Below are 25,922 nucleotides of genomic sequence, written 5' to 3' on the forward strand. Positions count from 1 at the left end.
CGCCCCGACGGCGCGGCCCAGCTCCCGCCGGGCCAGGCCGGCCTGGGCCAGGTTCGCGGCGGTCACGCGGCGCCCGAGCAGACCGGGCCGGTTCGGGGCGGTCACGCGGCGCCCGAGCAGACCGGGCCCGTTCGCGGCGGTCACGCCGCACCCGGGCAGACGGGGCCGGCTCGTGGTGGCTACGCGGCGCCCGAGCCCACCGGGCCGGTTCGTGGCGGTCACGCCGCACCCGGGCAGACGGGACCGGTTCGCGGCGGTCACGCCGCGCCCGAGCCGACCGGCGGCCACGCCGCCCCCGACGAGATCGGCGGGTTCACGGCCGGTGGCCGCGGTTCCGCGCGCCCGACCGGCGGCTCCATCCGCCCGGTCTCGGCGGTCCCCAACGAGTCGTTCGGCTCGCGCAACGCGCCCTCCGCGCACGCCCGCGCCGAGGGGCACGCGGCGGAGTCCGGCGGCCGGCACGGTCGTCCCGATCCGGGACAGCAGCCCGGCGAGGGCTTCGGCCAGCACACCGGCGCGCTGCCGCCGGCCGGTCGCGCGGGGGCCCGCCCCGGCGGCCAGCACGGCGCGGCCGACCCCGATGACGAGCCCGGCGCCGCCGGGCGCCGCGGCGCAGCGGGCCCACGCGGCCGCGGCGCGGCCGACCCGGCCGGCCGAGGCGGGCGCGGTGCCGCGCCGCCGCCCGGCGCCGGGGGCCGGCCCGTGCGCGCGTCCGCATACGTGGTGCCACCCGTCGTCCCGGGGCGCGAGGGCGTGCGGACGCCCGCCGTGCCCGGCCGGGCGGGTGCCATGGCGGGCAGCACCTCCGGTGTCGTCGGCCAGACCGGCCAGATGCCGCGCGTCGGCGAGGCCCCGGTTCGCGGCACCGGCCGCCAGGCCCGCCCCGGCCAGCCGGGCGCGAACCAGCCCGGTGCCGGCCAGTCCGGTCCGGGTCAGCACAGCGCCGCTCAGCCCCTTGTCGGCCAGCCCGGCGCCGGTCGTCCCGGCATGGGTCAGGCCGGCACGGGTCAGCCCGGCGCCGGTCGCGCAGGCGCAGGCCAGCCGGGCGTCGGACAACCGGGAGCGGGTCGTTCCGGTGCCGGTCAGCCTGGTGCCGGTCAGCCTGGTGCTGGTCAGCCTGGTGCCGGTCGTCCTGGTGCTGGTCAGCCTGGTGCCGGTCAGCCTGGCGCCGGTCGTTCCGGTGCTGGTCAGCCTGGTGCTGGTCAGCCTGGTGCCGGTCGTCCCGGTGTCGGGCAGCCTGGTGTCGGTCAGCCCGGTCAGCGGCAGCAGCCGCCGGGCGGGCCGGGCGTCCCAGGGCAGGGTGTCCAGGGGCCGGGTCAGCAGTCCGGCGGTCGTGCGGCGCCGGGCCGGCAGCCGTCCGGTCGTGTCGCGCCGCCCGGACAGCAGCCGCGTGGTGCGGCCGCCCAGTCTGCGCCCAGCGCCTTCGGCGGACCGGGCCAGCCGGCCGCCTTCGCCGGTCCCGGCCAGCAGGGCACCGGCCCGGTCGAGAGCGGGCAGCACAGCGCCGGCCTCACCCGCCCGGCACCCGGCGGTGCCGGTCCCGGTCAGCAGCCGGGCGCGCCCGCCCGCAACCCCAACGTTCCCGCGGACCAGCCGGGCGCCCCGCGTCCCGGCCAGCCCGGCACCTTCGGCGGCCCCGGCAAACAGGGCGGTCTCTCCGGCCCCGGACGGCCCAGCGGTCTTCCCGGCGGCCCGGCCGCCGGCCGGCCGGACGGCCCGGCCCGGCCCGGTCAGCCGGGCGGCCTCGCCGACGGCGACGACTTCACCGTCACCGGTGCCCGCCGCCCCACCAGCCTCGGCGATCCCGGCCAGGCGGGCCGCGGCGCCGCAGCGGCGCCTCCGGTTCGCGGCACGGGCGCGGTGCCGCCCGTGCGCGGCGCCGGCCAGGTCCCGCCCGGCCAGGTCCCGCCCGCACGCGGCGCGGCGGACGGGCCGGCGGGCGTAGCCGTCCGCCCGGTCTCGCCGGGTCGTGGTGCTCCCGACGTTCCGCGTGGCCGTGGCGGCGCGGATCTGCTGCCGGGTCGTGGCGCGGCGGAGGTGCCGCCCGGCGGTGCCGTGCGTCCGGTTTCACCCGGTCGTGGTGCTCCCGACGTGCCGCGTGGCCGCGGCGGCGCCGACCTCCTGCCCGGTCGCGGCACGGCCGACGTGCCGCCCGGTCGCGGCACCGGTGCCGTATCGGGCCACGGCGCTCCCGAGGCGCCCGGCACGGACATCGTCCTGGCGCCCGGCCGGCCGGTGCGGGGCACCGGACAGGTCGCCGTGCCCGGCCGGGGTGCCGGGCAGGCCCCGCCGCCCGTGCGGGCGAAGGCGGCCGCCGCCGTCGCCGCGCTCCCGGCCGGCGATCCCGCCGTGCCCGGGCGGGGGACCGCGCCGAGGCCCGCCACGGTCGTCACCCAGGACGAGGACTCGCCGGGCGGCCTGTGGGCCGCCGGAGCCGAGCTGCGCGCGCAACTGCGTGAGAAGCGCCGCCTGCGGGTCATCACCCTGGTCACGCTCAGCGTCGTCGTGCTCGGGCTGCTTCCGCTGCTCTTCGGCATCCGGTCCACGACCCGCGACCCGGTCTTCAACTCCCTCGACGCCCTCGGCGTGCCCAGCTGGGCCAGCAAAAAGGTCGAGGACCGCAGCAGCGGCAGCCGGTGGTGCTTCCTCGACTGCCGGTTCCGGGAGCGCACCGCGCAGTCCGACCGGCCGTTCAAGGAGACCGACAAGGTCTACGCGGAGGCCCTGGCCTCGGCCGGCTGGAAGGCCCGCGGCGGCGAGTGCACGGACCAGCCGACCACGTCCGGCAAGTACACCTGCTGGACCCGGGACGAGTTCACTCTGGACCTGTGGGTCCGGCTGCCGGAGTGCGCCGTCGACGCCGTCGCCGCGCAGGACCCGGGCGCGTTGCCGTCCACCGGGCCCGACGGGGTGGTGGCCGCCGCCGACCCGTCGAAATGCACCGGATCGACGGTCAGCATCAAGGTTCAGAACTCGATCACCGACGAGCGAGGCCGTCCCGAACCGGCCGTCGATCCCTCCCTGGTCGGCGAGACGCCGGACCCCGTGCTGACGAACGATCCCCTGCTGGAGCCGACACCGTCGGCTTCGTGACGCGCTTGCCGGTGACGGACGGTAGGGTCTGCACGTTGTCACGCTGTGAGGCATCGTCAGTAGAGGAGACGCGTAGATGGACGTAACCGCCGGAGAAATCGCAGGCCTGATCGCGGCGGGCGCGTTTCTGATGCTCGTGGTGGTGCTGGCCGTGCCGATTCTCAAGCTGAGGCACACCGTGGACGCCGCGACCCAGGCGATCAACGACCTGAACGACCGGACCGGCCCGGTGCTGGGCAACGTCAACGAGACGGTGGAGAACGTGAACACCGCGCTCGGACAGGTCCAGGTCACTTTGGACGGTGTGAACGTGCAGCTCGCCAAGGTGGACACGATGACGGAGCACGCGCAGAACGTCACCGCGAGCGTGGCGAATCTGGCCACCGTGGTGTCCGCCGCGGCCGCCAATCCGTTGATCAAGGTGGCCTCGTTCGGGTACGGCCTGCGCAAGGCCACCGCCGCCCGCCGGCACGCCGAGGAGGAGCGCGATGTCCGCGCCACCCTCAAGCAGCGCCGCAAGGCCGCCCGCGCGGCCCGCTGATCATTTTCGAACCGGGAAGGAAGACCGCCATGAAGCGGCTGCTCTGGCTGGGCGTCGGTCTGGCCGTCGGCGCCATCATCGTGCGCAAGGTCACCCGCAAGGCCGACGAGTTCACCCCGTCGGGCATCGCCGCGTCGCTTTCCGAATCCGCTGGCGGTCTCGTGGAGTCGCTGCGTAGCTTCGTGGATGACGTTCGCGACGGGATGGCCGAGCGCGAGAACGAGATCCACGAGGCCTTCGCCGCGGGCGAGCTCTACCAGGACAAGTACGCCGATCTGCGCGAGGACGCGCAGGACGGCACACCCGGGCGGCAAGCCCAGGAAGGTCAGCGATGAAGACGGCGGAGATCAAGCGGCGCTACCTGGCGCATTTCGAGGCCAACGGGCACACGGTCGTGCCGAGTGCCCCGCTGCCGGCCATCGACGACCCCAACCTGCTGTTCATCAACGCCGGCATGGTGCAGTTCGTGCCGTTCTTCCTCGGCCAGCGCACCCCGCCGTACCAGCGGGCGGTGAGCGTGCAGAAGTGCATCCGGACCCCGGACATCGACGAGGTCGGCAAGACCAGCCGGCACGGCACGTTCTTCCAGATGAACGGCAACTTCTCGTTCGGCGACTACTTCAAGGCCGAGGCGATCCGGCTCGCCTGGGAGCTGTCGACCAACCCGATCGAGAAGGGCGGCTTCGGCCTCGACCCGACGCGGATCTGGCCGACGGTCTACCTCGACGACGACGAGGCGTTCGAGATGTGGCGCGCGACCGGCGTGCCCGCCGAGCGGATCGTGCGCCGGGGCAAGAAGGACAACTGGTGGCACATGGGCATCGCGGGCCCGGGCGGCACCTGTTCCGAGCTGTTCTACGACCGGGGCGCCGAGTACGGCAAGGAGGGCGGCCCGGAGGTCGACGAGGACCGGTACATGGAGTACTGGAACCTCGTCTTCATGCAGTACGAGATCACCGACGTGAAGAGCAAGGAAAACTTCACGATCGTCAGTGACCTGCCCAAGAAGAACATCGACACCGGCATGGGCCTGGAGCGCGTCGCCTCGATCCTGCAGGGCGTCGACAACCTCTACGAGATCGACGAGGTCAAGCCGATCCTGGCGCGGGCGGCCGAGCTGTCCGGCAAGGTCTACGGCGCGCACTCGGGCCACGAGGCCGGCAAGTCGCACCCCGACGACGTGCGGCTGCGGGTGATCGCGGACCACGTCCGCACCGCGCTGATGCTCATCGGCGACGGCGTGACCCCCTCCAACGAGGGCCGCGGCTACGTCCTGCGCCGCATCATGCGCCGGGCGATCCGGGCGATGCGGCTGCTGGGCTGGCAGGGCGCGACGTTCCCGGAGCTGCTGCCGGTGGCGCGCGACTGCATGTCGCCCTCCTACCCCGAGCTCGCGGAGGAGTTCGTCCGGATCTCCACGTACGCGTACGCGGAGGAGGAGACCTTCCTGACCACGCTGCGCGCGGGCACGGCGATCCTCGACACGGCGATCACCGACACCAAGAAGTCGGGCGGTGCCACGCTGAGCGGCGCGCAGGCGTTCCAGCTGCACGACACGTACGGCTTCCCGATCGACCTGACCCTGGAGATCGCGGCGGAGCGGGGGCTCGACGTCGACCGGGAGGGCTTCCGCCGGCTGATGGCGAACCAGCAGGCCACCGCGAAGGCGGACGCGGCCGCGCGCAAGACGGGCCACGCGGACCTCTCGGTGTACCGGTCGCTGCTCGACGACGGCGGCCCGGTGGAGTTCACCGGCTACGCGGAGGTCACCCGCGAGTCGCGGGTGCGCGGGCTGATCGGCGCGGGCGGCAAGAGCGTGGCGGCGGCGGTCGAGGGCGACTACGTCGAGCTCGTGCTCGACACCACGCCGTACTACGCCGAGGGCGGCGGCCAGCAGGCCGACACCGGCCTGATCAACGTCGGCGGCGGGCAGGTCGAGGTCGTCGACGTGCAGCAGCCGCTGCCGGGCCTGATCGTGCACAAGGCGCGGGTGATCCGCGGCGAGGTGCGCGCGGGCGAGACCGGCTACGCCGAGATCGACGTGACGCGCCGCAAGGCGATCTCGCGCTCGCACACGGCGACCCACCTGATCCACCAGACCATGCGCGCGTTCCTCGGCGAGTCGGCGACCCAGGCGGGTTCGCTGAACGCGCCCGGCCGGCTGCGTTTCGACTTCAACACGCCGGGGGCCGTCTCGGCCTCGGTGCTGCACGACGTCGAGCAGCAGGTCAACGAGGTGCTGCTGCGTGACCTCGAGGTACATGCGTTCATCACCACCCAGGAGGAGGCCCGCCGGCTCGGCGCGATGGCCCTGTTCGGGGAGAAGTACGGCGATGAGGTCCGCGTGGTTGAGGTCGGCGACTACGCGCGTGAACTCTGCGGCGGTACGCACGTGTCCCGCTCGGGCCAGCTCGGCCTCGTGAAGATCCTCAACGAGTCGTCGATCGGCTCCGGCGTGCGCCGGGTCGAGGCGCTCGTCGGCATCGACGCGTTCGGGTTCCTGGCCAAGGAGCACCTGCTCGTCTCGCGGCTCGCGGAGCTGTTCAAGGTGCCGGGTGACCAGGTCGCGGACCGGGTCGAGCAGACCGTCACGGCGCTGCGCGACGCGGAGAAGGAACTCGAGAAGATGCGCGCGCAGCTGGTGCTCGGCGGCGCCGGCGCGCTGGCCGAGCAGGCGCGAGATCTGCACGGCATCGCGTACGTCGGCACCGAGGCACCCGAGGGCGCGGCGACCAACGACGTGCGTACCCTGGCCCAGGAGATCCGGGGGAAGATCGACGCTGCCCGGCCGGCGGTGGTCGCGGTCGCGGCCCGGTCCAACGGCAAGGCGTCACTGATCGTAGCGATCAATGCAGCAGCGCGGAGTCGTGGTCTGTCGGCGACGGATCTGGTCAAGGGTGCGCTCTCCGGGCGAGGCGGCGGTAACGCCGACCTTGCTCAGGGTGGCGGCGTGCCTGCCGACCAGGTAATTCAGCTGCTGACGGCGGTGGAGAAGGCGGTCGGCGAGGCCGCCTGAGAGGAAGGCCGGCTCAATGAACGCGTTGTCGCGGGGTAGGCGACTGGGCGTAGATGTGGGTAAGGTCCGCGTCGGGGTTGCACTCAGTGACCCTGACGGGATCTTGGCCACCCCCCTGGTCACAGTCGCCCGTGACATGGGTACGGCGCCCGACGCCGTCCCCGGCGACATAGCTGAGCTCGTGCGTCTCGTGGGGGAACACGAGGCGGTGCAGATCGTGGTGGGTCTCCCCGTGCGCCTCAATGGCTCCGAGGGGGCTGCCGCCATAGATATTCGTGCGTACGCTGGGCGCCTGGAACGTGCGGTCGGGCATGTTCCGGTCGTCCTGACGGACGAGAGGATGTCGACCGTGGTCGCAACCCGTAGGCTTGCCGAACGTGGCGTCCGAGGGAAGCGGCAGCGGGCGGTCGTCGACCAGGCGGCCGCGGTGGAGATCCTGCAGAGCTGGCTGGACGCGCAGCGGAGGCAGACGAGATGATCGACGAGCTGGACCTGGCGTTCGATGAGCAGGTCGACAAGACCAAGCCACGCCATCGGCGCGGCTCGAGGGGCAAGGGCGGTAAGTCCGCCGTCGCCTTCCTCATGGTGTTCATCCTGCTCGGCGTGCTCGGCGTCGGCGGATACCTCGGGTACGAGAAGATCAAGGGATTCTTCACGGCGGCCGACTACGACGGCCCGGGCACCGACCCGGTGCAGGTCACGATCGCCAAGAACGCCACGCTGACCGATATCGGCAACACCCTTGTCGACTCCGACGTCGTGAAGAGCACGGCGGCGTTCACCGAGGCGGCGGACCAGAACCCCAAGGGCAAGAACATCCAGTCGGGCACCTACAACATGCGCAAGCAGATGGCCGCGGAGCAGGCCGTGACGGTGCTGCTGGACCCGAAGTCACGGGTCGTCGCCGGCGTGGTGGTTCCCGAGGGCACGACCGCCCGGAAGACCTACGAGCTGCTGGCCAAGGGCACCGGCGTGCCGTTGAAGGACTTCCAGAAGGCGGCGAAGGATCCGGCAGCTCTGGGCGTGCCCGATTTCTGGTACAAGCGTCGCGACGGCAAGAAGGCGGCGACCACCAGCATCGAGGGCTTCCTGTTCCCGGACACCTACGAGTTCCCGCCGAAGTCGACCGCCTCTGAGATTCTCACCATCATGGTGCAGCGGTTCCTGAGCGTCACCAAGGATCTCGACTTCGTCGACAAGGTGCAGGACAACCTGTCCGTCTCGCCGTACGAGGCGTTGATCGTGGCCTCGCTGAGCCAGGCGGAGGCGGGCATCGCGGCGGATCTCCCCAAGATCTCCCGGGTGGCCTACAACCGGGCTTACAAGAAGAGCATGCCGCTGCAGTTCGACGTGACCACGAACTACTGGCTCGACCTGCAGTCGAAGACCGGCAAGCACTCCGGCAGCATGACCCAGGCCGAGCTCGAGGACCCGAAGAACCCCTACACGACGGAGCTCCGGGTCGGCCTGCCGCTCGGCCCGATCAACAGCCCCGGCGAGGCGGCGCTGAAGGGCGCGGAGGCGCCGACCGCCGGCCCGTGGCTGTTCTTCGTCGCCGTGGACAAGAGCGGCAGGTCGGCGTTCGCCACGACCAACGCCGAGCACGACGCCAACGTCCAGAAGGCCTGCCGGAACGGCATCCCGCTCTGTTGACGGATCAGATCGGGCCCCGCCGTGCCGCGGTCTGCGGCAAGCCGATCGGTCACTCGCTCTCCCCGGTGATCCACACCGCCGGTTTCGCGGCGGCCGGCCTGCTGAGCTGGACCTACACGTCCTTCGAGTGCGCGGAGGACGAGCTTGCCGACCTGGTGGCCGGCCTCGGTCCCGAGTGGGCCGGCCTGTCGCTGACCATGCCGCTGAAGGAGGCGGCGCTGACGCTCGCCGCGGCGGCGTCGCCCGTCGCGGTCGCGACCGGCGCGGCCAACACTCTGGTACGGCGGCCCGACGGCACCTGGTACGCCGACAACACCGACGTACCGGGGATGGTCCGGGTGCTGCGGGGCGCGGGCCTGCACCGCGAGCCGGTGGTGTCGGTCCTCGGCGGCGGCGGCACGGCCCGCGCGGCGCTTGCGGCGGCGGCCGAGTTCGGTGCCACCGAGGTGACGGTGGTGACCCGCCGCCCGGAGGCGCGTGCCGAGCTTGCCCCGGCCGCGGCGGCCCTCGGCGTGACGATCGTCGGCCGGGACTGGTCGCGGGCGGCGGACGCCTTCGCCGCGGACGCCGTCATCTCGACGGTGCCGAAGGGCGCGGCGGACGGGTTGGCGGCGACCGCGCGGTGGCGGCCCGGCGCGGTGTTGTTCGACGCGATCTACGACCCGTGGCCCACCCCGCTCGCCGCCGCGGCGGCCGCGCAGGGCGTCCGGGTGGTGTCCGGGCTCGACCTGCTGCTGGCGCAGGCGCTCGGTCAGTTCGAGCAGTTCACCGGGGTGGTTCCGGCCCCGGAGCCCGCCATGCGCGCGGCGCTGGCCGCGGCCGCCGGAAACCGGTGACCCGGGGCCGGCGCTCGGTGACAGTTCCGTAAGGCGGGATGGCGGCCACCGGAAGACGTCCGGCGATGCGACCGTGCCAGACTGTGACACGTGTTGCGTTGGCTAACCGCAGGTGAATCCCATGGCCCCGCGCTCGTCGCGCTCCTCGAGGGGGTGCCCGCCGGTGTGCGGGTGACGAGCTCGGACATAGGCCGCGATCTCGCACGCCGCCGTCTCGGTTACGGCCGGGGCGCGCGGATGGCGTTCGAGCAGGACGAGATCGAGATCATCGGCGGTGTGCGCCACGGTGTGACGCTCGGCAGCCCGGTCGCGATCCGCGTCGGCAACTCGGAGTGGCCGAAGTGGCGCATGGTCATGGCCGCCGACCCGGTCGATCCGGAGGAGCTTGCGGCGCAGGCCCGCAACGCGCCGCTGACCCGTCCCCGCCCGGGCCACGCCGACCTGGCCGGCATGCAGAAGTACGGCCACACCGACGCCCGGCCGATCCTCGAGCGCGCCAGCGCCCGGGAGACCGCGGCCCGCGTCGCCGTCGGCGTCGTCGCGAAGGCGATCGTCAAGCAGGCGCTCGGCATCGACATCGTCTCGCACGTCATCGAGCTCGGCTCGGTCTCGGTGAAGTCGGGCCTGATCCCCCGGCCCGAGGACGCCGACAGGATCGACGCCGACCCGCTGCGCTGCCTCGACCCCGAGGCGAGCGCCCGCATGGTGGCCGAGGTCGACGCGGCGAAGAAGGACGCGGACACCCTCGGCGGCATCGTCGAGGTGCTCGCCTGGACCGTGCCGCCGGGCCTCGGATCGCACGTGCAGTGGGACCGCAAGCTGGACGCCCGGCTGGCCACCGCCCTGATGTCCATCCAGTCCGTCAAGGGCGTGGAGATCGGCGACGGCTTCACCCAGGCCCGCTCCCGCGGCTCGGTCGCCCACGACGAGATCATCCCGACCGCGGACGGCGTCCGCCGGATCACCGACCGGGCCGGCGGCCTCGAGGGCGGCATCACCAACGGCGAAAACCTGCGGGTCCGCGCCGCGATGAAGCCGATCTCCTCGCTGAACCGCGCCCTGCAGACCGTCGACGTCACCACGGGCGAGGCCACCACCGCGATCAACCAGCGCTCGGACGTCTGCGCGGTTCCGGCCGGCGCGGTCGTCGCGGAGGCGATGGTCGCCCTGGTGCTGGCCGAGGCCGCGACGGAGAAGTTCGGCGGCGACTCGGTCACCGAGATGAGCCGCAACCTGGCCGGCTACCTCGACAGTCTGCTGATCCGGTAATGGCTCCCGTCGCGGTCGTCGTAGGCCCGCCCGGTGCGGGCAAGACCACGGTCGGCGTGGCGGTCGCCGCGCTGCTCGGCGTCGAGTTCGCGGACACCGACCACCTGATCGAGGCCAAGGCGGGCAAGCCGATCCCGGAGATCTTCTTCGACGACGGCGAGCCGGCGTTCCGGGCGCTCGAGCGGGAGGCGATCGCCGAGGTGCTTGACTCCTTCGGGGGCGTGCTCGCCCTCGGCGGCGGCGCGATCCTGGACGAGGGCACCCGCGAGGCGCTGCGGGCGCACACGGTGGTGTTCCTCTCCGTCGAGTTGTCCGACGCGGTCAAGCGGGTCGGGCTCGGCGCGGGCCGCCCGCTGCTCAGCGTGAACCCGCGGGCGACCCTGCGATTCCTGATGGAGGAGCGCCGCCCGCTCTACGCGTCGGTGGCCACCCACACGATCGCCACCGACGCCCGCGCGCCCGAGGAGATCGCGGCCGAGCTAGCGGCACTGCTCAAGGACGCCGGCTAGGGCGGCCGGCTCGCTCAGCATCGGCCAGTGTCCGGTGGGGAGCGACACGATCTCGGCCTCGGTCAGCCCCGCGAAGTACGGGTGGCCGGCGGCCATCATCTCCTTGATCTGCTCGGGCTGGAGGCTGCAGGCCACCAGCGTGGTCGCCACGTCCTCGGAGGTGGCCCGCGCGCCGAGCGGCTGCAGCGTCGACGCCGCCGGGTGCGGCGTGCACCGGGTCCGCAGCAGCGCCAGGGCGTTGTCGTCCAGCCCGGCGAGCAGCACCGGATCCTTGCCGGCGTCCCACTCGCGGGGCGGCACCGCGTCACCCTCGGGCGCGGGCCCCGGCGCCATCGCATGCTGGCTGGTGCCGACGGGCAGCGGCCCGCCGTCCACATAGACCACCCGGGCGATCCGGTCGCGCAGCCGCAGGGCCGCGGCGCTGACCGGCATGCCGCCGTAGCTGTGCCCGACCAGCACCACGTCGCGCAGGTCCTCGGCCTCGACGAGCCGGACGATGTCCTCTGTGTGCAGGTCCAGGTCGGTGCCGGGGCCGAGCAGGTGCGCGCGGTCGGCGACCCCGGTCAGCGTCAGCGGGAAGACCTCGTGCCCGGCGTCGCGCAGGGCCGCGGTGACGTCGCGCCATGCCCAGCCGCCGAGCCACATGCCGGGAACCAGTACGTATGTCGTCATGGCCACCACGCTAGGGCCGATACCGGACGGTTTCCGCCCGGTATAAGGAGCAGAATCGGGGACATGCCGCATCCCGCCTCGCGCGTCCTCGCCATGTTGGAGCTGCTCCAGGCCCACCGCCGGATGACCGGGGGAGACCTCGCCGAGCGGCTCGCGGTGGACGAGCGGACCGTCCGCCGGTACGCGGGGACCCTCGCCGAGCTGGGCATCCCGGTGACCTCGGAGCGCGGCCGGTACGGGGGCTACCGGCTGCTGCCCGGCTTCAAGCTGCCGCCGCTGATGCTGACCGACGACGAGGCGGTAGCGGTGATGCTCGGCCTGATCGCCGCCGACCGGATCGGGCTGGCCGCGGACTCGCCGGCGAGCAGCGCCGCCGAAGCGAAGATCACCCGGGTGCTCCCGGCCGCGCTGGCGGAGCGGCTCGCGGCGTTGCGGGCGAGCCTCGGCCTCACCATTCGGGGTCCGGCACCCCGGGCGCCGGACGCGCCGGGCGGCGCCGGTGCGCCCGAGGCCGTCGCCGGTCCGGCCATCGCGGACCTGCTGCTCACCCTCGGCTCCGCGACCCGCGGCAGCCGGCGCCTGGACCTGATCTACCGCGCGGGCCGCCGCCCGACCGCCGCCGCGCCGGTCCCCGACGGCCCGGCCGGTGACAACCGGCGGGCCGGCCAGCGCGGTGAGGGTCGGCGCGGTGAGGGTCGGCGCGGTGAGGGTCGGCGCGGTGAGGGTCAGGGCGGTGATGGTCAGGGCGGTGGGGGTCGGCGCGGTGAGGGCCAGGGCGGTGAGGGTCGCCACGGTGAGGGCCAGGGCGGTGAGGGCCAGGGCGGTGAGGGTCGCCACGGTGAGGGCCACGGCGGTGTGGACCAGGGCGGTGACGGTCGGCGCGGTGAAGGCCGGGGCGGTGACGGTCGGTGCGGTGACGGTCCGCGTGGGGTTGGTTCGGGTGGTGACGGTCCGTGTGCGGGACCTCCGCACGCGGAGAAGTCCGGCGGTCCCGCCGGCGACGCCCGGCGGCTCCCGGTGACCCGCCGGGTGGTGGATCCCTACGGCCTGGTCTTCCACGCCGGCCGCTGGTATCTCGTGGCGCACGACCATCGCAGCGACGAGGTCCGTTCGTTCCGACTCGACCGGATCGTCACCGTGCGGCCCACCGGGGCGGTCTTCGAGGCGCCGCCGAACTTCGACGCGGTTGCGCACGTGACCCGGCAGTGGGCGGGACTCCCCTGGAGGTGGGAGGTCGAGGTGCTGATCGACGCGGACGTCGCGCAGGTGCGGCGCCGGATCCCCGCGGCGCTCGCCGACGTCACCGAGGCGTCGCGGGGCGCCCGGCTGAGCTGCCGGGCGGAGAGCCTGCCCGGGATGGCGCAGCTGCTGGCCGGGCTGGGCTTGCCTTTCACCGTCGTCCGGCCGGACGAGCTGCGCGCCGCCCTCGTCGAGCACGCCGCCCAGCTCGTCCGCTCAGCCGGCCGCTGAAGTCGGGCATGCCGCTTGGTTTGTCCGCTGCGTCGGCTGCTGGAGTCGGGTATGCCGCTTGGTTTGTCCGCTGCGCCTGCCGCTGAGCTCGTACCGAAAAGGTCGTTCAGGTGGGTCGCTGCGCAGGCCGCTGGGCGGGGCGGTGGCCGTGATCTTCGTTGCGGAGTTGGCCGGCCGCTCGTCGCGTACCGAAGAGGGATTTCGGGGGTTGTCAGCCGGCGCGTTGCTCCAGGCGCTCGATGCGCTTGACCAGCGGGGCGAGTTCCGTGCGGACCGCGGCGAGCAGGCCGGACGCCGCGGCCGGGTCCGTGGTGCTCGCGCGCAGGTGTGCGTAGCCGGCCAGGGCGACGTTCACCGCCCGGCGGGTCGCGCGCGCGTCCGCGCCCAGGTCCCGCAGGGTTCGCCCGGCCTGGCCGGCGGGCTCGGCGGCCAGGCCGATCAGCAGGTGCTCACACCCCACGTAGTTGTGCCCGAGACCCGTCGCCTCGGCGACGGACAGCTCGACGGCGCCCGCCGCCTGCGTGCTGAACCGCAGGCCGTCGCCGCCGCCGGGCTCGGCCGTGTCCGGCACCGTGATCGTGCCCGGGTCGATCTCCATCGCGGTGAGGATCTGCAGGGCCAGGTTGCCGCCCTCGGCGAGCATCCCGTGCAGGAGATGGCCGGTGGTGACGTTCGGCGCGCCGGTGCCGCGCGCCCGGTCGATCGCCAACTGGAGTGTGACGATCGCCCGGGCGGTGAACTGGGGCAGCCGGCCGACCAGCTCGGTGCCGTCGAGCTCGCCCAGCAGGGTCTGCCGCAGGGCGGTGATCCGGTGGACCGCCTGCTCCAGGGCGCGCTGGCAGACGGCGGAGACGGGCACGCCGGCGTCGCGGACCGCGTCGGCGAGATCATCGGGCAGGTAGACATTGATTTTCGGCATGTCGACAGTTGTAACCCCCACTAGGGTTATATGTCTATAACCCCATCTGCCGGTCACTAGGATCGGGGCCGATGGACGACGTGACGCGAATCCCTGTGCCCGGTGATCGGCCCTACGACGTGCTCGTCGGTCGTGGGCTGATCGACGCCCTGCCCGAGCTGGCCGGCGGTGCCGTGCGCGCCGCGATCCTGCATGCCCCGCCGCTCGAGAAGCGCGCCATGGCGGTGGCCGACGCGCTGTCCGCGGCGGGCATCCGGCCCCTGCTGATCGAGGTTCCCGACGCCGAGGCCGGCAAGTCGATCGACGTGGCCGCGCGCTGCTGGGACGAGCTCGGCGCGGCCGGCTTCACCCGGACGGACGTGGTCGTCGGCGTCGGCGGGGGAGCGGTCACCGACCTGGCCGGTTTCGTCGCGGCCAGCTGGCTGCGCGGGGTGCGCTGGGTGCCGGTCAGCACCTCGCTGCTCGGCATGGTCGACGCGGCCGTCGGCGGCAAGACCGGCGTCAACACGGCGGCGGGTAAGAACCTGGTCGGCGCGTTCCACCCGCCCGCCGGCGTGCTCTGCGACCTCGACGTGCTCGACACGCTGCCCGCCGACGACCTGGTGGCGGGCCTGGCCGAGGTCGTCAAGTGCGGCTTCATCGCCGACCCGGTGATCCTCGACCTGGTCGAGGGCGACCCGGGCGCCGCCGTCGACCCGCGCAGCGCCGTGCTGCGCGAGCTGGTAGAGCGGGCGATCCGGGTCAAGGCGCACGTGGTCGGCAACGACCTGCGCGAGTCCGGCCTGCGGGAGATCCTCAACTACGGGCACACCCTGGCGCACGCGATCGAGAAGAACGAGAACTACGGCTGGCGGCACGGGCACGCGGTGGCCGTCGGTGTGGTCTACGCGGGCGAGCTGTCCCGCCTGGCCGGCCGCCTCGACGACGCGACCGCCGCCCGGCACCGCACGGTCATGTCGCTGCTGGGCCTGCCGGTCTCCTACCCCGCCGCGGCGTGGCCCGAGCTGCTGGCCGCGATGCGCGTCGACAAGAAGACCCGCGCCGACACCCTGCGCTTCGTGGTCCTGGACGGCCCCGCCCGGCCGGGCATCCTCGCCGGGCCCAGCGAGCAGACGCTGGCCGAGGCCTACCGGGCGGTGTCCCGATGAGGGTCTACGTGCTCAACGGCCCGAACCTGGGCCGGCTCGGCAGCCGCCAGGTCGACGTCTACGGCGTCGCCTCATACGCCGAGCTGGTGGCGATGTGCGAGGTGGAAGGCAAGTCGCTCGGGCTCGACGTCGAGGTCAGGCAGACCGACGCCGAGCACGAGATGCTGGGCTGGCTGCACGCCGCCGCCGACGAGCAGGCCCCGGTGGTGCTCAACCCGGGCGCCTGGTCGCACTACTCCTACGCGGTCCGGGACGCCTGCGCGATGCTCCGCGCGCCGCTGGTCGAGGTGCACATCTCCAACATCCACGCCCGGGAGGAGTTCCGGCACCACTCGGTGATCTCCGCGGTGGCGACGGGCGTCATCGCGGGCCTCGGGACGGACGGCTACCGCCTGGCGCTGCGGCACATCGCGGGATGCTGATGACCCGATTCGCCGGTTCGCGGCCCGCGCCGGTAAACTCGCTCGGTCACCTTCACGCTTTTTAGACCAAGGCAGGACATGGCTTCCACCAACGACCTGAAGAACGGCCTGGTGCTCAACCTCGAGGGCGGCCTGTGGGCTGTCGTCGAGTTCCAGCACGTCAAGCCGGGCAAGGGTGGGGCGTTCGTGCGCACCACGCTCAAGAACGTCCTTTCCGGCAAGGTCGTGGACAAGACGTTCAACGCCGGCACCAAGGTCGAGACCGCGACCGTGGACAAGCGCACGATGCAATACCTCTACCAGGACGGCGAGGACTTCGTCTTCATGGACCTGGACACGTTCGAGCAGATCCACGTCCCGGGCGCCACCGTCGGCGAGAACGCCAACTACCTGCTGCCCGAGGCCGAGGCCACGGTGGCGACGCACGAGGGCGTTCCGCTCTACATCGAGATGGCGACCAGCGTCTTCCTCGAGGTGACCTACACCGAGCCGGGGCTGCAGGGCGACCGCTCCACCGGCGGCACCAAGCCGGCGACGGTAGAGACCGGCGCGACGGTCAACGTCCCGCTCTTCATCACCACCGGCGAGAAGATCAAGGTCGACACCCGCGACGGCCGTTACCTCGGCCGTAGCTGATGGCGGAAGGCCCGAAAACCCAGATGCCGGCGCGCCGCAAGGCGCGCAAGCGGGCGCTGGACGTGCTCTACGAGGCGGACCTTCGCGATCTGCCGCCGGGCCAGGTCATGACGACCTACCTGGATCGCATCGAGAAGCCCCGCCCGGACCACCTGGACTACACGGTCAGCCTGGTCGAGGGCGTGGCGAAGAACCTGGACCGCATCGACGAGCTGATCGCGAGCTACGCCGAGGGCTGGACCATCGACCGCATGCCGGTCGTTGACCGGAACCTGGCGCGGATCGCGGTCTACGAGTTGCTCTACGTCGGCGAGATCGACGACCCCGTCGCGATCTCCGAAGCGGTCGAGTTGGCGAAGCAGATGTCGACGGACGACAGCCCGAGATTCCTCAACGGCATCCTGGGCAGAATCGCGGAATTCGCGGCGCGATAGGGCGGTTCCGCTGATCTTGCGGAATTACCGGACAGGCGGCATCCGATCCCGCGAACCCCGCCGCCGGCGGGGTTCGCGCGGAGCGGTGACTGTGCGTTGACCTCGCGCTTTGTAGCCGGCGAGGCCCGGGGCGAGGGTTGCTCTTGGTAATTGACCGGGCCGCCGCGGTGTCAGGTGCGCCGACCCGAATTGATCATTCTTCGGGCGGCGCCCCGAGACGCGAAAAAGGGGCCCGCGAGGGCCCCTTTTTCGTTACCGCAGGATCAGGATGCGAAGAACGCCCGCGGGTCGGCGACGAGCACGCCCTGCTCGGTCAGGCGCTCGATGAGGCCGGACGGCGAGATGTCGTACACGATGGCGAGGGCGCGCAGGTCATCCGCGCGGATCGACAGCACGCGACCGTTGTAGTCGCCGCGCTGCTGCTGTATCGCCCGGGCGTAGCGCGCGACGTAGGCCAGGTCTTCACCGGCGGCGTCGTACAACTTCTCCAGGTCCAGGACGATCTTGTTGGTGGCCTCGAGCCGGACGCCGCTGCCGTCAGGCAGCAGTTCCGAAACGGGGACGCGGTAGAAGTCGGCCAGTTCGGCGAGGCGGGAAACGGTGACGGCGCGGTCGCCGCGCTCGTACGAGCCCACCACGACGGCTTTCCACCGGCCGTTCGACTTCTCTTCCACACCCTGCAGGGACAGGCCCTGCTGCTGGCGGATCGAGCGCAGGCGAGCGCCCAACGACTTGGCGTACTCAGACGGCATTCGGACACTCCCAGTACTGTGCTGGCCCGGAGGGTTCTTCCTCAGGATCGCTACGCTGCGTGACGGTACGGAGTTTGCGACCCCTGGTCAAGTGTCGGTTACCGATGAGTCGCCGAGCCGGGAGCCGAGTTGTCCGCATTCGCCCGTCTGGTCCGTGGGTCGGCCAGGTCACCATGGTCAACCCCTCTCGCACTGGTAACGTTGCGTCAGCCATCGGGCGCCCCACCGGGGTGCCTGACCGACATCCTTTAACGACCCGTCCAGTGAGGCGGGGAAGGAGGTCCGCCGTGGCATATCCACGTGCCGACTCACCGGCCCAGCAGGGCTCAGCGAAGATCATTCTTTCCGAGTCGGATCTGCACCGGGTCGTCGACCGGATCGCGCACCAGATTCTCGAGAAGACCTCCGGCGCGACCGGGACGGTGCTTCTCGGCATACCGACCCGTGGCGTACCGCTGGCCCGCCGCCTGGCCGCGCGGATCCACGCCTTCGAGGGCATCGACGTGCCGGTCGGCGCCCTCGACATCACGCTCTACCGCGACGACCTGCGGCTGCACGCCACCCGCGCGCTCGGCAAGACCGAGATACCGGGCGGCGGCCTCGACGGCCGCCGGGTGATCCTCGTCGACGACGTGCTCTTCTCCGGCCGTACGGTGCGGGCCGCGCTCGACGCGCTCGGCGACATCGGCCGGCCCAGCTCGGTGCAGCTGGCCGTGCTTGTCGACCGGGGCCACCGGGAGTTGCCGATCCGCGCCGACTACGTCGGCAAGAACATCCCCACCGCGCTGACCGAGAGCGTGCGCGTCTCGCTCTGCGAGATCGACGAGGGCGTGGACGAGGTCAAGCTCTTCTCCGGATCCGAGGAGTCCCGATGATCAAGCATCTGCGCTCGGCCGCCGATCTGGACGCCGAGACCGCCACCCTGATCCTCGACACCGCCGGCGAGATGGCCGCGCTCGCCGGCCGCGAGGTCAAGAAGCTGCCGACCCTGCGCGGGCGCACGGTGGTCAATCTGTTCTACGAGGACTCCACCCGCACCCGGATCTCCTTCGAGGCCGCGGCGAAGCGGCTCTCCGCGGACGTCATCAACTTCTCCGCCAAGGGCTCCAGCGTCTCGAAGGGCGAGAGCCTCAAGGACACCGCGCTGACCCTGCAGGCGATGGGCGCCGACGCGGTCGTCATCCGGCACCCGGCGAGCGGCGCACCGCACCGGCTGGCCTCCTGGGTGGACGGCTCGGTGATCAACGCCGGCGACGGCACCCACGAGCACCCGACGCAGGCGCTGCTGGACGCATACACGATGCGGTCCCGGCTCGGGACGATCCAGGGCCTCAACGTCGCGATCGTGGGCGACGTGCTGCACAGCCGGGTCGCCCGGTCCAATGTCCTGCTGCTCACCACGCTGGGCGCCAGCATCACCCTGGTCGGCCCGCCGACGCTGATACCTGTGGACATCGCCGCGGCGCTGTCGCCGGCGACGAAGGTCTCCTACGACCTCGACAGCGTCCTGCCCGGCGCGGACGTCGTGATGATGCTGCGGGTGCAGACCGAGCGGATGCAGGACTCCTTCTTCCCCTCCGCGCGGGAGTACTCCCGCCGCTACGGGCTCGACGTCGCCCGCATGCGCAAGCTGCCGGAGCACGCGATCGTCATGCACCCCGGGCCGATGAACCGGGGCATGGAGATCGCGCCCGAGGTGGCGGACTCGACCCGCTCCACGATCGTCGAACAGGTCGCCAACGGTGTCAGCGCCCGGATGGCGGTTCTCTACCTGCTGCTCGGAGGCAAGGCATGACCGCGTACGTGATCAAGGGCGTCTCGTTGCTCGGCGGTGAACCGGCCGACCTGCTGATCAGGGACGGGGTGATCGCCTCCGGGTCCGCCGCCGGTGCCGAGGTGATCGACGCCGACGGCCTGGTCGCGCTCCCCGGCCTCGTCGACCTGCACACCCACCTGCGCGAACCCGGCCGCGAGGACGCCGAGACCGTCGAGACCGGCTCGCGCGCCGCCGCGCTCGGCGGCTACACGGCGGTCTTCGCGATGGCCAACACGTCGCCCGTCGCCGACACCGCCGGCGTGGTCGAGCAGGTCTGGCGCCTCGGCCGCGAGGCCGGGCTGGTCGACGTGCAGCCGATCGGCGCGGTCACCGTCGGGCTGGCCGGCAAGCAGCTCGCCGAGCTCGGCGCGATGGCCACCTCGGCGGCGAACGTGCGGATCTTCTCCGACGACGGGTTCTGCGTCGCCGACCCGCGCCTGATGCGCCGCGCCCTGGAGTACGTGAAGGCGTTCGACGGCATCATCGCCCAGCACGCCGAGGAGCCGCGGCTCACCGAGGGCGCGCAGATGCACGAGGGCGAGGTGTCCACCCGGCTCGGCCTGACCGGCTGGCCCGCGGTCGCCGAGGAGGCGATCATCGCCCGCGACGTGCTGCTGGCCGAGCACGTCGGCAGCCGCCTGCACGTCTGCCACGTCTCCACCGCCGGCTCGGTCGAGGTGCTGCGTCACGCCAAGGCCCGCGGCGTACGGGTGACCGCCGAGGTCACGCCGCACCACCTGCTGCTGACCGACGAGCTGGCCGCCAGCTACGACCCGGTCTACAAGGTCAACCCGCCGCTGCGGACCGCCTCCGACGTGCGGGCGCTGCGCCAGGCGCTGGTGGACGGCGTGATCGACGTCGTGGCCACCGACCACGCGCCGCACGCCGTCGAGGACAAGGAGTGCGAGTGGGCCTACGCCCGCCCCGGGATGGTGGGCCTGGAGACGGCCCTGCCGGTCGTGCTCTCCGTACTCGGTGAGCAGTGGGACCTCATCGCCGAGCGGATGTCCCGCGCCCCGGCCCGCATCGCCGGGCTGACCGGGCACGGCACCGACCTCGCGGTCGGCTCGCCGGCCAATCTGACGCTGGTGGACCCGTCCGCCCGGCGGGTCGTCGACCCGGCCGGGCTGGCGAGCCGCAGCCGCAACACACCGTACGCGGGCACCACCCTGCCGGGTCGCATCGTCGCGACCTTCCTTCGGGGAGAGCCGACAGTCCTGGATGGGAAGGCCGTCAAGTGAAACCAGCGATCCTTGTGCTCGAGGACGGGCGCACGTTCCACGGAAGCTCCTACGGCGCCGAGGGGGAGACCTTCGGCGAGGCGGTCTTCACCACCGGCATGACGGGTTATCAGGAGACGCTGACCGACCCGTCCTACCACCGGCAGGTCGTGGTGCAGACCGCGCCGCAGATCGGCAACACCGGCGTCAACGCCGAGGACGACGAGTCCGACCGCATCTGGGTGGCCGGCTACGTGGTCCGCGACCCGGCCCGGCGGCCCTCGAACTGGCGCGCGACCGGCGACCTGGGCGAGCGGCTGGCGGCCGAGGGTGTCGTCGGCATCAGCGGCATCGACACCCGCGCGCTGACCCGGCACCTGCGGGAGCGCGGCGCCATGCGGGTCGGCGTCTCGACGGTCGATCTCGACCCGGCCTCGCTCGCGGCCCGGGTGCTCGCCCAGCCGCAGATGACCGGCGCCGACCTCTCCGCCGAGGTCACCACGGCCGCGCGCTACACCGTCGAGGCGGTCGGCGAGCGGCGCTACACGGTCGCCGCGCTCGACCTCGGCATCAAGCGCAACGTCTCGCGGCGCCTCGCCGAGCGCGGCGTCACCACGCACGTCTTCCCGGCGTCGTCCACCATCGAGGACCTGCTCGCGGTCGGCCCCGACGCGGTGTTCCTGTCGCCCGGCCCCGGCGACCCGGCGACCGCCGACGTGCCGGTGGCCCTCGCGCGGGAGGTGCTGCGCCGCCGGATGCCGCTGTTCGGCATCTGCTTCGGCAGCCAGATCCTGGGCCGGGCGCTCGGCTTCGGCACCTACAAGCTGCGCTACGGCCACCGCGGCATCAACCAGCCGGTGCTCGACAAGACCACCGGCAAGGTCGAGGTGACCTCGCACAACCACGGCTTCGCCGTCGACGCACCGCTCGACACGATCATCGACACCGAATTCGGCGGGGTCGAGGTCTCGCACGTCTGCCTCAACGACAACGTGGTCGAAGGGCTGCGGGCCCTCGAGGCGCCCGCGTTCACCGTCCAGTACCACCCCGAGGCGGCGGCGGGCCCGCATGACGCGGACTACCTGTTCGATCGCTTCGTGGAGCTTGTCGAGAGGGTGGATGTCTGATGCCGAAGCGCACTGATCTCCAGCACGTGATGGTGATCGGCTCCGGCCCGATCGTCATCGGCCAGGCCTGCGAGTTCGACTACTCCGGCACCCAGGCGTGCCGGGTGCTGCGCGCCGAGGGGCTGCGCGTCTCGCTGGTCAACTCCAACCCGGCGACGATCATGACCGACCCGGAGTTCGCCGACGCGACCTACGTCGAGCCGATCACGCCCGAGTTCGTCGAGCTGGTCATCGCCAAGGAGCGTCCCGACGCGATCCTGGCGACCCTCGGCGGGCAGACCGCGCTGAACACGGCGGTCGCCCTGCACGAGAACGGTGTCCTGGAGAAGTACGGCGTCGAGCTGATCGGCGCCAACATCGACGCCATCCGCAAGGGCGAGGACCGTCAGCTCTTCAAGGACATCGTCGCCCGCGCCGGCGGCGAGACGCCGCGCTCGCGGGTCTGCCACTCGATGGAGGAGGTGCACGCGACCGTCGCCGAGCTCGGCCTGCCGGTCGTCATCCGCCCGTCGTTCACGATGGGCGGCCTCGGCTCCGGCATGGCGCACAACACCGAGGACCTGGAGCGCATCGCCGGCTCCGGCCTCGCCGCGTCGCCGGTGCACGAGGTGCTCATCGAGGAGAGCGTGCTCGGCTGGAAGGAGTACGAGCTCGAGCTGATGCGCGACAAGCGCGACAACGTCGTGGTCGTCTGCTCGATCGAGAACGTCGACCCGATGGGCGTGCACACCGGCGACAGCGTCACCGTCGCGCCCGCGATGACCCTGACCGACCGCGAGTACCAGAGGCTGCGCGACCTCGGCATCGCCGTGCTGCGCGAGGTCGGCGTCGACACCGGCGGCTGCAACATCCAGTTCGCGATCAACCCGAGCGACGGCCGGCTGGTCGTCATCGAGATGAACCCGCGGGTGTCGCGGTCGTCGGCGCTGGCGTCGAAGGCCACCGGCTTCCCGATCGCGAAGATCGCGGCGAAGCTGGCCATCGGCTACACCCTCGACGAGATCGCGAACGACATCACGCTCAAGACGCCGGCCGCGTTCGAGCCGGCCCTGGACTACGTGGTCGTGAAGATCCCGCGGTTCGCGTTCGAGAAGTTCCCCGGCGCCGACCCCGAGCTGACCACCACGATGAAGTCGGTCGGCGAGGCGATGAGCCTCGGCCGCAACTTCGCCGAGGCGCTCAACAAGGCGATGCGCTCGATGGAGACCAAGGCGGCCGGCTTCTGGACGTCGCCGACGTTCGAGAGTGCCGAAGAGGCGCTCGAGGCGATGCGCGTCCCGCACGACGGCCGGCTCTACACCGTCGAGGCGGCGCTGCGCCTCGGCGCGAGCGTCGAGCAGGTGCACGAGGCCAGCGGCGGCATCGACCCGTGGTTCCTGGACGAGATCGCGGCGCTGGTCGAGCTGCGCGAGCGGATCCTGGACGCGCCGGTGCTCGACGAGGCGCTGCTGCGGCTGGCCAAGCGCTCCGGGCTCTCCGACCGTCAGCTCGCGGCGCTGCGTCCCGAGCTCGCCGGCGAGGACGGCGTACGGACCCTGCGGCACCGCCTCGGGGTGCGGCCGGTCTACAAGACGGTCGACACCTGCGCCGCGGAGTTCGCCGCGAACACGCCGTACCACTACTCCACGTACGACTCCGAGACCGAGGTCGCGCCCTCGGACCGGCCCAAGGTGATGATCCTGGGCTCCGGACCGAACCGGATCGGCCAGGGCATCGAGTTCGACTACTCGTGCGTGCACGCGGTCATGGCGCTGCGCGAGGTCGACTTCGAGACCGTCATGGTCAACTGCAACCCCGAGACGGTATCGACGGACTACGACACCGCCGACCGGCTCTACTTCGAGCCGCTCACCTTCGAGGACGTCCTCGAGGTCTTCCACTCCGAGGACACCTCCGGCAAGGCCGCCGGCGGACCCGGCGTGGTCGGGGTGATCGTCCAGCTCGGCGGGCAGACCCCGCTCAGCCTCGCCAAGCGGCTCAAGGCCGCCGGGGTGCCGATCGTCGGCACCTCGCCCGAGTCGATCGACCTGGCCGAGGACCGCGGCGCGTTCGGCGCGGTGCTGGCCAAGGCCGGGCTGCGCGCTCCCGAGCACGGCACGGCCACCTCCTTCGACGAGGCCAAGGCCATCGCCGACGAGATCGGCTACCCGGTCCTGGTCCGGCCGTCCTACGTGCTCGGCGGCCGCGGCATGGAGATCGTCTACGACGAGCCGACGCTCGCCGACTACATCGCCCGGGCCACCGAGATCTCGCCGGACCACCCGGTGCTGGTCGACCGCTTCCTGGACGACGCGATCGAGATCGACGTCGACGCGCTCTGCGACGCCACCGGCGAGGTCTACCTCGGCGGCGTGATGGAGCACATCGAGGAGGCCGGCATCCACTCCGGCGACTCGTCCTGCTCGCTGCCGCCGGTCACCCTCGCCGGCTCGCACCTGGTCGAGGTGCGCCGCTACACCGAGGCGATCGCCCGCGGCGTCGGCGTCCGCGGCCTGCTCAACGTCCAGTACGCGCTCAAGGACGACACCCTGTACGTCCTCGAGGCGAACCCGCGGGCGTCGCGGACCGTGCCGTTCGTTTCCAAGGCCACGGCGGTGCCGCTGGCCAAGGCGGCCGCCCGGATCATGCTCGGCGCCACCATCGCCGAGCTGCGCGCGGAGGGCCTGCTGCTGCGCAGCCGCGACGGCGGCGAGACCCCGGCGAACGCGCCGATCGCGGTCAAGGAGGCGGTGCTGCCGTTCAAGCGGTTCCGCACCCCGGCGGGCAAGGGCGTCGACAGCCTGCTCGGCCCCGAGATGAAGTCGACGGGCGAGGTCATGGGCATCGACCCCGCCTTCGGCCCGGCGTTCGCCAAGTCGCAGGCGGCCGCGTACGGCTCGCTGCCGACCAGCGGCAAGATCTTCGTCTCGGTGGCCAACCGCGACAAGCGTTCGATGATCTTCCCCGTCAAGCGGCTCGCGGACCTCGGCTTCGAGATCGTCACCACCGCCGGCACCGGCGAGGTGCTGCGCCGGCACGGCATCGAGTGCGAGATCGTCCCCAAGCACTTCGAGAGCCCGGGACGCAACGCGGTGGCCCTTATCGGGACCGGCGAGATCGCCCTGATCATCAACACGCCGCAGGGCTCCGGCGCGAGTGCCCGCTCCGACGGGTACGAGATCCGCAGCGCCGCCGTCATCCACGACATCCCGAGCATCACCACGGTGCCGGGCGCGGCCGCGGCGGTGATGGGCATCGAGGCGCTGATGCGCGGCGACATGACGGTCCGCCCGCTGCAGGAGCTGCACGCCATGCTCCGGGAGAGCGAGTGAGCGTCTTCACCGGCGCCGTCCGGCCGGTGCTGTTCCGGCTGGGCGGCGGGGACGCCGAGAAGGCGCACGAGTTCACCCTCGCGCGGCTGGCCTCGCTGGGCGCGCGCTCGCGGGCCCTGCTGCGCCGCCGCTACGCGGTGAGCTCGCCGGTCGAGGCGTTCGGGGTGAAATTCCCCAACGCGGTCGGCCTGGCGGCCGGCATGGACAAGAACGGCGTCGCCTTGCCGTCCTGGCCGGCGCTCGGCTTCGGCTTCGTCGAGGTCGGCACGGTCACCGCCAGGTCGCAGCCGGGCAACGACAGGCCCCGGCTGTTCCGGCTGCGCGACAGCGAGGCCGTGATCAACCGGATGGGCTTCAACAACGCGGGCGCGGCCGCGCTCGCGGCCCGCCTGGAGGCGCTGGGGCCGCTCGACGTGCCGCTGGGCATCTCGCTCGGCAAGTCCAAGGTGACGCCGCTGGACGAGGCCGTCGAGGACTACCTGGAGTCCTACAACCTGCTGCAGGGGTACGCGGACTACATCGCGGTCAACGTGTCCTCGCCGAACACGCCCGGCCTGCGCACGCTGCAGGACAAGGCCGCGATCGGCGCGCTGCTCGGCGCGCTGGTCGGCCGGGTGCCGGTGCTGGTGAAGATCGCCCCGGACCTGACCGACGAGGCCGTCGCGGAGCTGCTCGAGGTCTGCCTCGCGCGGGGCGCGGCGGGGGTGATCGCGACCAACACCACCCTGGCCCGCGACGGGCTGGCGCAGGCCGACCGGCCGCGGGCCACCGAGGCCGGCGGCCTCTCCGGCCGGCCGCTGACCGAGCGGGCCCGCGAGGTCGTCCGCTTCGTGCACGACGAGACCGGCGGGCGCCTGCCGATCATCGGCGTCGGCGGCATCGTCGAGCCGGACGACGCGGCCCGGATGCTGGACGCCGGCGCGAGCCTGGTCCAGCTCTACACGGGCTTCATCTACCGCGGCCCGTCCCTGGTCAGGGGCGCGGCGCTGGCCTGCGCGAGGGCCGGGGAGAAGGCGCGCCCGTGAGCGATGTGCCCGGCCTGCTCGCGCTGGACCGGGCACACGTCTGGCACCCGTAC

At 72.4% G+C, this 25,922-nt stretch carries 24 protein-coding genes; 20 read left to right on the forward strand and 4 right to left on the reverse strand.

Going from position 1 to position 25,922, the window contains the following annotated elements; translation table 11 throughout:
* The coding region (locus tag AB0F10_RS23725; protein WP_360628858.1) for a pentapeptide repeat-containing protein at positions 1–1,500 on the reverse strand (1,500 nt) is incomplete at its 3' end.
* A gap of 591 nt (positions 1,501–2,091) precedes the next feature.
* Between AB0F10_RS23725 and AB0F10_RS23730 the strand changes: the two genes are divergently transcribed.
* The 9 genes from AB0F10_RS23730 (at position 2,092) to AB0F10_RS23770 (ending at position 10,917) form a co-directional block, all read left to right on the forward strand.
* Positions 2,092–3,093, forward strand: a complete 1,002-nt coding sequence (locus AB0F10_RS23730; RefSeq protein ID WP_360628861.1) for a hypothetical protein — start codon at positions 2,092–2,094, stop codon at positions 3,091–3,093.
* Between the two features lie 76 nt (positions 3,094–3,169).
* The gene (locus tag AB0F10_RS23735; protein WP_360628864.1) at positions 3,170–3,634 is read left to right on the forward strand and encodes a DUF948 domain-containing protein; all 465 of its coding nucleotides are present in this window, start codon (positions 3,170–3,172) and stop codon (positions 3,632–3,634) included.
* 29 nt (positions 3,635–3,663) lie between these two features.
* Positions 3,664–3,969 carry a hypothetical protein gene (locus tag AB0F10_RS23740; protein ID WP_360628867.1) on the forward strand — a complete coding sequence of 102 codons (306 nt, stop codon included), beginning with the start codon at positions 3,664–3,666 and terminating at the stop codon, positions 3,967–3,969.
* Entirely contained in the window at positions 3,966–6,650 is a 2,685-nt protein-coding gene (alaS, locus tag AB0F10_RS23745) for an alanine--tRNA ligase (protein ID WP_360628870.1), read from the forward strand. Before AB0F10_RS23740 ends, alaS begins: the two co-directional genes overlap by 4 nt.
* Positions 6,651–6,666: 16 nt before the next feature.
* Complete coding sequence (gene ruvX, locus AB0F10_RS23750; protein WP_360628873.1) at positions 6,667–7,128, forward strand: Holliday junction resolvase RuvX; 462 nt, start codon at positions 6,667–6,669, stop codon at positions 7,126–7,128.
* Entirely contained in the window at positions 7,125–8,303 is a 1,179-nt protein-coding gene (mltG, locus tag AB0F10_RS23755) for an endolytic transglycosylase MltG (protein ID WP_360628876.1), read from the forward strand. The genes ruvX and mltG overlap by 4 nt, the downstream gene beginning before the upstream one ends.
* A complete protein-coding gene (locus AB0F10_RS23760) occupies positions 8,297–9,139 on the forward strand; it encodes a shikimate dehydrogenase (RefSeq protein ID WP_360628929.1) in 843 nt (280 codons plus the stop codon). Before mltG ends, AB0F10_RS23760 begins: the two co-directional genes overlap by 7 nt.
* A gap of 90 nt (positions 9,140–9,229) precedes the next feature.
* Positions 9,230–10,408 (forward strand): chorismate synthase, encoded by a 1,179-nt coding sequence (aroC, locus tag AB0F10_RS23765; RefSeq protein WP_360628879.1) that lies wholly within the window; start codon positions 9,230–9,232, stop codon positions 10,406–10,408.
* Positions 10,408–10,917, forward strand: coding sequence for a shikimate kinase (locus AB0F10_RS23770; protein ID WP_360628882.1), 510 nt, complete (start codon positions 10,408–10,410; stop codon positions 10,915–10,917). Before aroC ends, AB0F10_RS23770 begins: the two co-directional genes overlap by 1 nt.
* Here AB0F10_RS23770 and AB0F10_RS23775 read toward each other — a convergent pair.
* Positions 10,888–11,589 (reverse strand): alpha/beta fold hydrolase, encoded by a 702-nt coding sequence (locus tag AB0F10_RS23775; protein ID WP_360628885.1) that lies wholly within the window; start codon positions 11,587–11,589, stop codon positions 10,888–10,890. The two genes, AB0F10_RS23770 and AB0F10_RS23775, sit on opposite strands and share 30 nt — an antisense overlap.
* Positions 11,590–11,652: 63 nt before the next feature.
* On the opposite strand from AB0F10_RS23775, the gene AB0F10_RS23780 reads away from it, so the two are divergent.
* Complete coding sequence (locus AB0F10_RS23780; RefSeq protein ID WP_360628888.1) at positions 11,653–13,059, forward strand: WYL domain-containing protein; 1,407 nt, start codon at positions 11,653–11,655, stop codon at positions 13,057–13,059.
* Between the two features lie 211 nt (positions 13,060–13,270).
* On the opposite strand, the gene AB0F10_RS23785 is transcribed toward AB0F10_RS23780, so the two are convergent.
* A complete protein-coding gene (locus AB0F10_RS23785; protein WP_360628891.1) occupies positions 13,271–13,978 on the reverse strand; it encodes a Clp protease N-terminal domain-containing protein in 708 nt (235 codons plus the stop codon).
* A gap of 71 nt (positions 13,979–14,049) precedes the next feature.
* On the opposite strand from AB0F10_RS23785, the gene aroB reads away from it, so the two are divergent.
* From aroB to nusB, 4 genes are all read left to right on the forward strand, one after another.
* Positions 14,050–15,126 (forward strand): 3-dehydroquinate synthase, encoded by a 1,077-nt coding sequence (gene aroB, locus AB0F10_RS23790; protein WP_360628894.1) that lies wholly within the window; start codon positions 14,050–14,052, stop codon positions 15,124–15,126.
* On the forward strand, positions 15,123–15,548 hold the full coding sequence (gene aroQ, locus AB0F10_RS23795) for a type II 3-dehydroquinate dehydratase (protein WP_360628897.1): 426 nt from the start codon (positions 15,123–15,125) through the stop codon (positions 15,546–15,548). The genes aroB and aroQ overlap by 4 nt, the downstream gene beginning before the upstream one ends.
* Before the next feature lie 78 nt (positions 15,549–15,626).
* Positions 15,627–16,184: an elongation factor P gene (efp, locus tag AB0F10_RS23800; protein WP_360628899.1), complete on the forward strand. Its 558-nt coding sequence runs from the start codon at positions 15,627–15,629 to the stop codon at positions 16,182–16,184.
* 23 nt (positions 16,185–16,207) lie between these two features.
* Positions 16,208–16,618, forward strand: coding sequence for a transcription antitermination factor NusB (nusB, locus tag AB0F10_RS23805; RefSeq protein WP_360628932.1), 411 nt, complete (start codon positions 16,208–16,210; stop codon positions 16,616–16,618).
* Positions 16,619–16,881: 263 nt separating this feature from the next.
* Here the strand turns inward: nusB and AB0F10_RS23810 are convergent, their stop codons facing one another.
* Positions 16,882–17,370, reverse strand: coding sequence for a transcriptional regulator (locus AB0F10_RS23810; RefSeq protein ID WP_015624001.1), 489 nt, complete (start codon positions 17,368–17,370; stop codon positions 16,882–16,884).
* 287 nt (positions 17,371–17,657) lie between these two features.
* Between AB0F10_RS23810 and pyrR the strand changes: the two genes are divergently transcribed.
* From pyrR to AB0F10_RS23840, 6 genes are read left to right on the forward strand one after another with little or no spacing between them, the layout of a single operon-like run.
* Entirely contained in the window at positions 17,658–18,245 is a 588-nt protein-coding gene (gene pyrR, locus AB0F10_RS23815; RefSeq protein ID WP_360628902.1) for a bifunctional pyr operon transcriptional regulator/uracil phosphoribosyltransferase PyrR, read from the forward strand.
* A complete protein-coding gene (locus AB0F10_RS23820; RefSeq protein WP_360628905.1) occupies positions 18,242–19,165 on the forward strand; it encodes an aspartate carbamoyltransferase catalytic subunit in 924 nt (307 codons plus the stop codon). Before pyrR ends, AB0F10_RS23820 begins: the two co-directional genes overlap by 4 nt.
* Positions 19,162–20,427 carry a dihydroorotase gene (locus AB0F10_RS23825; RefSeq protein ID WP_360628908.1) on the forward strand — a complete coding sequence of 422 codons (1,266 nt, stop codon included), beginning with the start codon at positions 19,162–19,164 and terminating at the stop codon, positions 20,425–20,427. The genes AB0F10_RS23820 and AB0F10_RS23825 overlap by 4 nt, the downstream gene beginning before the upstream one ends.
* Positions 20,424–21,533, forward strand: a complete 1,110-nt coding sequence (gene carA, locus AB0F10_RS23830; RefSeq protein ID WP_360628911.1) for a glutamine-hydrolyzing carbamoyl-phosphate synthase small subunit — start codon at positions 20,424–20,426, stop codon at positions 21,531–21,533. Before AB0F10_RS23825 ends, carA begins: the two co-directional genes overlap by 4 nt.
* Complete coding sequence (gene carB, locus AB0F10_RS23835) at positions 21,533–24,844, forward strand: carbamoyl-phosphate synthase large subunit (protein ID WP_360628914.1); 3,312 nt, start codon at positions 21,533–21,535, stop codon at positions 24,842–24,844. The genes carA and carB overlap by 1 nt, the downstream gene beginning before the upstream one ends.
* Positions 24,841–25,869, forward strand: coding sequence for a quinone-dependent dihydroorotate dehydrogenase (locus AB0F10_RS23840; RefSeq protein WP_360628917.1), 1,029 nt, complete (start codon positions 24,841–24,843; stop codon positions 25,867–25,869). The genes carB and AB0F10_RS23840 overlap by 4 nt, the downstream gene beginning before the upstream one ends.
* The last annotated feature ends 53 nt before the right edge of the window (positions 25,870–25,922 follow it).

It is taken from the genome of Actinoplanes sp. NPDC026623 (genome assembly GCF_040638275.1).
In the GTDB taxonomy this organism is placed as follows: Bacteria; Actinomycetota; Actinomycetes; order Mycobacteriales; family Micromonosporaceae; genus Actinoplanes.